Source organism: Heyndrickxia camelliae, from assembly GCF_002844575.1.
GTDB lineage: Bacteria > Bacillota > Bacilli > Bacillales > Bacillaceae_C > Margalitia > Margalitia camelliae.
This window is the reverse complement of record NZ_PIQO01000049.1, coordinates 1-4,562: the sequence shown is the minus strand read 5'-3', so window position 1 is coordinate 4,562 and position 4,562 is coordinate 1. Positions and strand designations below refer to the sequence as shown.

10 protein-coding genes are annotated in these 4,562 nt (G+C 27.8%); all 10 read left to right on the top strand.

From position 1 onward, the window contains the following. The first annotated feature begins 71 nt into the window (after nucleotides 1-71). Nucleotides 72-410: a hypothetical protein gene (locus tag CWO92_RS24740; RefSeq protein WP_101356830.1), complete on the top strand. Its 339-nt coding sequence runs from the start codon at nucleotides 72-74 to the stop codon at nucleotides 408-410. 31 nt (nucleotides 411-441) lie between these two features. Beyond that, nucleotides 442-915 carry a hypothetical protein gene (locus CWO92_RS24735; protein ID WP_101356829.1) on the top strand — a complete coding sequence of 158 codons (474 nt, stop codon included), beginning with the start codon at nucleotides 442-444 and terminating at the stop codon, nucleotides 913-915. A gap of 33 nt (nucleotides 916-948) precedes the next feature. Next, a complete protein-coding gene (locus tag CWO92_RS24730; protein WP_101356828.1) occupies nucleotides 949-1,137 on the top strand; it encodes a hypothetical protein in 189 nt (62 codons plus the stop codon). 46 nt (nucleotides 1,138-1,183) lie between these two features. Then, on the top strand, nucleotides 1,184-1,348 hold the full coding sequence (locus tag CWO92_RS25780; protein WP_165786795.1) for a DUF7336 domain-containing protein: 165 nt from the start codon (nucleotides 1,184-1,186) through the stop codon (nucleotides 1,346-1,348). Nucleotides 1,349-1,384: 36 nt separating this feature from the next. Next, a complete protein-coding gene (locus tag CWO92_RS24725) occupies nucleotides 1,385-1,687 on the top strand; it encodes a hypothetical protein (protein ID WP_101356827.1) in 303 nt (100 codons plus the stop codon). Between the two features lie 15 nt (nucleotides 1,688-1,702). Next, on the top strand, nucleotides 1,703-1,903 hold the full coding sequence (locus CWO92_RS24720; protein ID WP_165786794.1) for a helix-turn-helix transcriptional regulator: 201 nt from the start codon (nucleotides 1,703-1,705) through the stop codon (nucleotides 1,901-1,903). A gap of 15 nt (nucleotides 1,904-1,918) precedes the next feature. Beyond that, nucleotides 1,919-2,206, top strand: a complete 288-nt coding sequence (locus CWO92_RS24715) for a hypothetical protein (RefSeq protein ID WP_101356825.1) — start codon at nucleotides 1,919-1,921, stop codon at nucleotides 2,204-2,206. Then, on the top strand, nucleotides 2,172-2,681 hold the full coding sequence (locus tag CWO92_RS24710; protein ID WP_165786793.1) for a hypothetical protein: 510 nt from the start codon (nucleotides 2,172-2,174) through the stop codon (nucleotides 2,679-2,681). Before CWO92_RS24715 ends, CWO92_RS24710 begins: the two co-directional genes overlap by 35 nt. Nucleotides 2,682-3,139: 458 nt before the next feature. After that, a complete protein-coding gene (locus tag CWO92_RS24705) occupies nucleotides 3,140-4,279 on the top strand; it encodes an AimR family lysis-lysogeny pheromone receptor (protein ID WP_101356823.1) in 1,140 nt (379 codons plus the stop codon). A 30-nt stretch (nucleotides 4,280-4,309) separates the two neighbouring features. Then, entirely contained in the window at nucleotides 4,310-4,471 is a 162-nt protein-coding gene (locus tag CWO92_RS25775) for a hypothetical protein (RefSeq protein ID WP_165786792.1), read from the top strand. The last annotated feature ends 91 nt before the right edge of the window (nucleotides 4,472-4,562 follow it).

The window sequence follows — 4,562 nt, the reverse complement described above, 5'->3', positions numbered from 1 at the left end:
TTAGAAAAATGGACGATGAGATAAATAAAAACTTGAAAGATTAAAATAATAATTTTATAAGGAGTATAAAATTGATTGAAAAGGAAAACGAATATAAAAATGCAGTAAATTGTATTAAAAAATGGTCTAAACATTGGTTAACTACAAGTGCTAGTAGAAAATATGCAGGTGCTGATTCAATGAAAGAACCTGCTGCAAAAACATTGAAATACATTTCTTCATTAGATGATTCTATGTCTTTCAAGCAAAAATTAGAATCTCTATACGGATTCTTTGAAGAAAGTGATAAGAAAGAAAGAGAAAGTCAGTTTATGGGGACAGGTTTTTATTTCGATCTTATGTCATATATAAGAAATTCGTACAAACGTGTAGAGAACGGAGAGCCTGTAATCAAAAACATCAATAGGTAATAAAAGAAATCATTTATTAGAGGTGTGACTAGTGGTAACTCAACTTTATATACATCCTTGGTATAAAGAGGATGAATTTTCATTAAAGAAAGTAGAGCCAATTGAAAACTATTTGAGTAAACCAAATGGTGGTCTTTGGACTTCAAGTTATAACCCAGATTTCGGTTCAGCTTGGTTAAAAAGCGGATATGTAGAAATTAAGAATGGCATAGAAGGATATCTTATTAATGTTAGTAACGATGCAAAAGTATTATATGTAGATACATTGGAAAAAGCAAAAGAAGTTGCTAAAAAATATTATTTAGGTAGTTTTCTAACTACTGATATTTTCGACTTTGAGAAAATGAGTAAAGAATATGATGGAATTAATGTTTCTAATGGGGGATTGCTAAAAATTTCACCTTTTTGGGAATGGAATATTGAAAGTACATTATGGTTTAATGTATCAAAATTAGAAGTTACTGAAACTTTAAAAGTATTAAAATTTAAGGATAAAAATGGATAAATGGATTATTTATTTTGAAAGGAAGTCGAGAGAATGTCTGAAAATACTAAGCCATTGAGTGATCATTTTATCAATTTTGCAATTAAGGGTAAAGAACTAGATTTTGATGCTTTTAAAACAATGGAAGAATTTAATCAATACAAAGAAGAATTAGAGGACTATTTGAATAATCCTGATTCAGAAAGATTTAAAAATATCTTTAAATATTTAAAAGAGGAATAATCCTTTAGTTTTAGAATAAATTTTAAGTTTAATGGGAGGTTAGATAATGAAAACTTACATAGTTTTATATGAACACTACTTAAATGATCATAAAATTGATGTAGTCGGAGTTTATTCATCTGAAGAAAAGGCTAATTCAGTATGGGAAAGCAAACGTAAAAACATGAAATTTAGAGATGAATGTTGGATTGTTGAAAAAATCGTAGAATAATTTGTAATAAAAGTTAATTTTAAAGGAAATTTTTCGATGACAGCAGATAAATTAGATATGGTTCTAAAACTAACAAAACAAATGGACTTTCCTAAAGCATTTGAATACACACAAATGATTAAAGAGTTTGGAGATACAGAAAGATTAGTGTCATATAGTACAGAAGGTATGCTTGGGGATGTAAATGGATTTTTAACATATGACAAAGCTGATAAACTAAACTTTGATTTTGATAATTTAGATGAAGAAATATCCAGATTGATTGACAGTGGAGTTTTTAGTAAAGGTACACATGTATATAAGATATTTGATGATCTTATTGTTAAAATAATTTATTAAGAAATGGGGTTTATTATGAATGATATTGTTAAATGTAGGCTCCGTGAAATTAGATTAAATCATGGCTTGTCATTAAGAGATTTAGAAACAAAATCAGAAATCTCAAGAGGGCATCTTTCAAACTATGAAAATAATAAAGTGCAAATGAGCATAAATACCGCAGTAAGATTAGCGAAGCTGTTAAATTGTACATTAGATGAAATGTTTGATTATTAGAAAGAGGGTATGGATATGCGAATTTCAAATGAATTCTATTTAACAAAAAATGAGAAAATTAATTATCTTGGTGAAGTGATTGAAACACAGTATGAATTAAATTCATTTGATGGATATCATCTTCAAATTAAATTTCAGACATTAGAAGAACTTCTTGGAGTTCCCTATGATAATCCAAAGGAATTTATTGAATTCTTATCTAAACATTGGACAAAAGAGGATTTAAATAACTTTTTGAATCAAGAAGATTATTATGTTGAGGGTTTAAATGTCAAATTGGATGGTGAACGATATGGGAACTAATTTTAGTGTTAATGTAGAAAAACATACTTCTCTTGAAATTAATGGTGATGAAGGACTGGTAAGTTACACAATAGAATTGATAAAAGAAAAGAATGGAAAAAATGATATAGTCTATGTTGAACAAGTAAGTTCATTTGACGAGGTAATCAATTATGAATTAGATAATCCGGTTAATTTTATGCATCAGTTGAGTAATTACAATGAATTAGGATGGTTGCCTGAATTTGTTGGCGCAGGTGAATATGATTTTGCTGGGAAGAAAGTAAATATTGAATTAAAGGATTTACTGGAATTTTGTCATAAATATTACTATCTGCAAGAAAATGATAAGGAATGGATAATAAGATTAATGAAACCTTATATAGAAAAATTTCAAAGTGAATCAAAATTGGATGAATTAATATTTAACCTATTAAAGGTTTCCTTAAATGATGAGTCAACAGCAGAAGATATAATTCAATCATTCGAAGTTTAAGTATAAAATAAAAAGCTTGAATTAACAGGTTGAAATATATTTAAACATAGATTTGATTATAGAAAGTGAGGTGAAAGTAGTCTTCATTTTAATTATTTGGTCAAAATTCTACATATTCTTTCAAAAAATAGTTGGCAAATTATAAATAAATCAATATAATAATAAAGGTGGTGCTTCTAAAGTATGCTAGTAGTGGGTACTGAATTCTACAATACTTTTAGAGAGAAGGAACATTTAATTTCTAAAATCAAACGACAGTTTGAAAAGGTAAGACTTTACTTTGAAGAGAATCTTATAATTTATGAATATGACGATGGTATTAAACAAGAAAAACCTACATATAAGTTAGTTAAATAATTTATAAAAATAAATTAATGTAAAGTATTGACTCTTAATATCAAATAAAGTAAAATGATTATAGATTCAGAAATATTCGATATATCAGGGGGAAGAGTCATATGCTAAGAAAGATGATCATGGAAGATTGTCAAAATAATCGTGGTTTAGCTCAAGAATTGGCAAAGATCGCTGGTTATAGTTCGGGTAGTGCGCTTTTAAAAATGCTTAGGAAAGACATAAATTCAGATTGTGAAAAATTAGATGGTTTATTAAAGATTGCAAAATATCTTTATCCTGAAAAGTTCGATGACATCATATTAGAATTCGCAAAAAATCTAAACCCCAACAGAATAACGGCAAGGTTACTTTTAGAATATGTCACTTTGTATAGGATGAGTGAAGTAGCAGACTATTTAATTAATGCCTTAAAAAATAGCGAAAGTGCTGAAAGTAAAGAATGGGCATTTGTATATGAGTCAGATTCTAAAGGATCTAAGAGTGAAATAAGTGTTAGTGATACTATTAGACTATTAAATTCAAGAAAATTCGAATCAAATGAAATGAAGGCATATTCAAAAATCGCACAATTCTATTGCTATTATGATCAAAGAAATATAACATTATTAAACAGTTTATCACCTGAAATAGAGGAAGCAATAGAAAAGATAAGCAATGATTTTATTAAAACTTCATATTATGCGAGATTCTTATTAATAAGTATTGATGGGAATTTACATAACGGTGAAATAGGTGGATTATTAGAAAAGTTGTTTTTAATTGAAAATGCACCAGATCCATTGAAAACATTGATCTACTTACAAGCTGGAAACTCAATGATGATAAAATCATATGATAAAGCAATGTCATACTATAAAAAAGCTTATGAGTGTAGAACTAAAAAATCTGAATTTGAAATTAAAAAAAGTATGAATTTTTTAAATCTGCTTTGGGACAAACCAGAAAATTATATTTTAGATAAGGATAGAGATTTATCTAATGAGCTGTTCTATTATATAAAGGTTGGTAATAGAAAGCAGGCTAACGTTATGCTCAATAATATTGATATGGAGCAGTTAAGTAATCATCAATTAGGATTTAACTATTATTACCGTGCGTTATTGAACAATGACAAAAATTTATTATATAAATCCATTGAATACTTTAATAAGTGTAATGAAAAATTCTATAAGCAATTACCAATTATGGAATTGGAAAAACTAGGTGAAAATAAATATATTTTATCGGCATTAAGTGCATAAAAAATTATAAGCTTGGAAGGAGGTGAAACAATGAAAAAAATTGTGTTGAAAATTATAGCGTGTGCAATATTGTTAGGAGTGGTATTTATTGGATTAAATTCAAATCATCATGTTAACGCAGATGAAAATAACACTACTACAACATTAACTGCTCTTGGTGGCTACGATCCAGGAGGCGGTGGAAGACCATAACATAAATATTTAAACAGGCGTACATAATACATTGGCGATATCAGTTAACTCTGATGTCGCCTTTGCTATTTTTAAGGAATTAATCCAATTA

Coding starts and splice junctions, on each gene's coding strand:
- CWO92_RS24730 (WP_101356828.1), top strand. CDS start 949: ATGTCTGAAAATACTAAGCCATTGAGTGATCATTTTATCAATTTTGCA.
- CWO92_RS25780 (WP_165786795.1), top strand. CDS start 1,184: ATGAAAACTTACATAGTTTTATATGAACACTACTTAAATGATCATAAA.
- CWO92_RS24725 (WP_101356827.1), top strand. CDS start 1,385: ATGACAGCAGATAAATTAGATATGGTTCTAAAACTAACAAAACAAATG.
- CWO92_RS24720 (WP_165786794.1), top strand. CDS start 1,703: ATGAATGATATTGTTAAATGTAGGCTCCGTGAAATTAGATTAAATCAT.
- CWO92_RS24715 (WP_101356825.1), top strand. CDS start 1,919: ATGCGAATTTCAAATGAATTCTATTTAACAAAAAATGAGAAAATTAAT.
- CWO92_RS24710 (WP_165786793.1), top strand. CDS start 2,172: ATGTCAAATTGGATGGTGAACGATATGGGAACTAATTTTAGTGTTAAT.
- CWO92_RS24705 (WP_101356823.1), top strand. CDS start 3,140: ATGCTAAGAAAGATGATCATGGAAGATTGTCAAAATAATCGTGGTTTA.
- CWO92_RS25775 (WP_165786792.1), top strand. CDS start 4,310: ATGAAAAAAATTGTGTTGAAAATTATAGCGTGTGCAATATTGTTAGGA.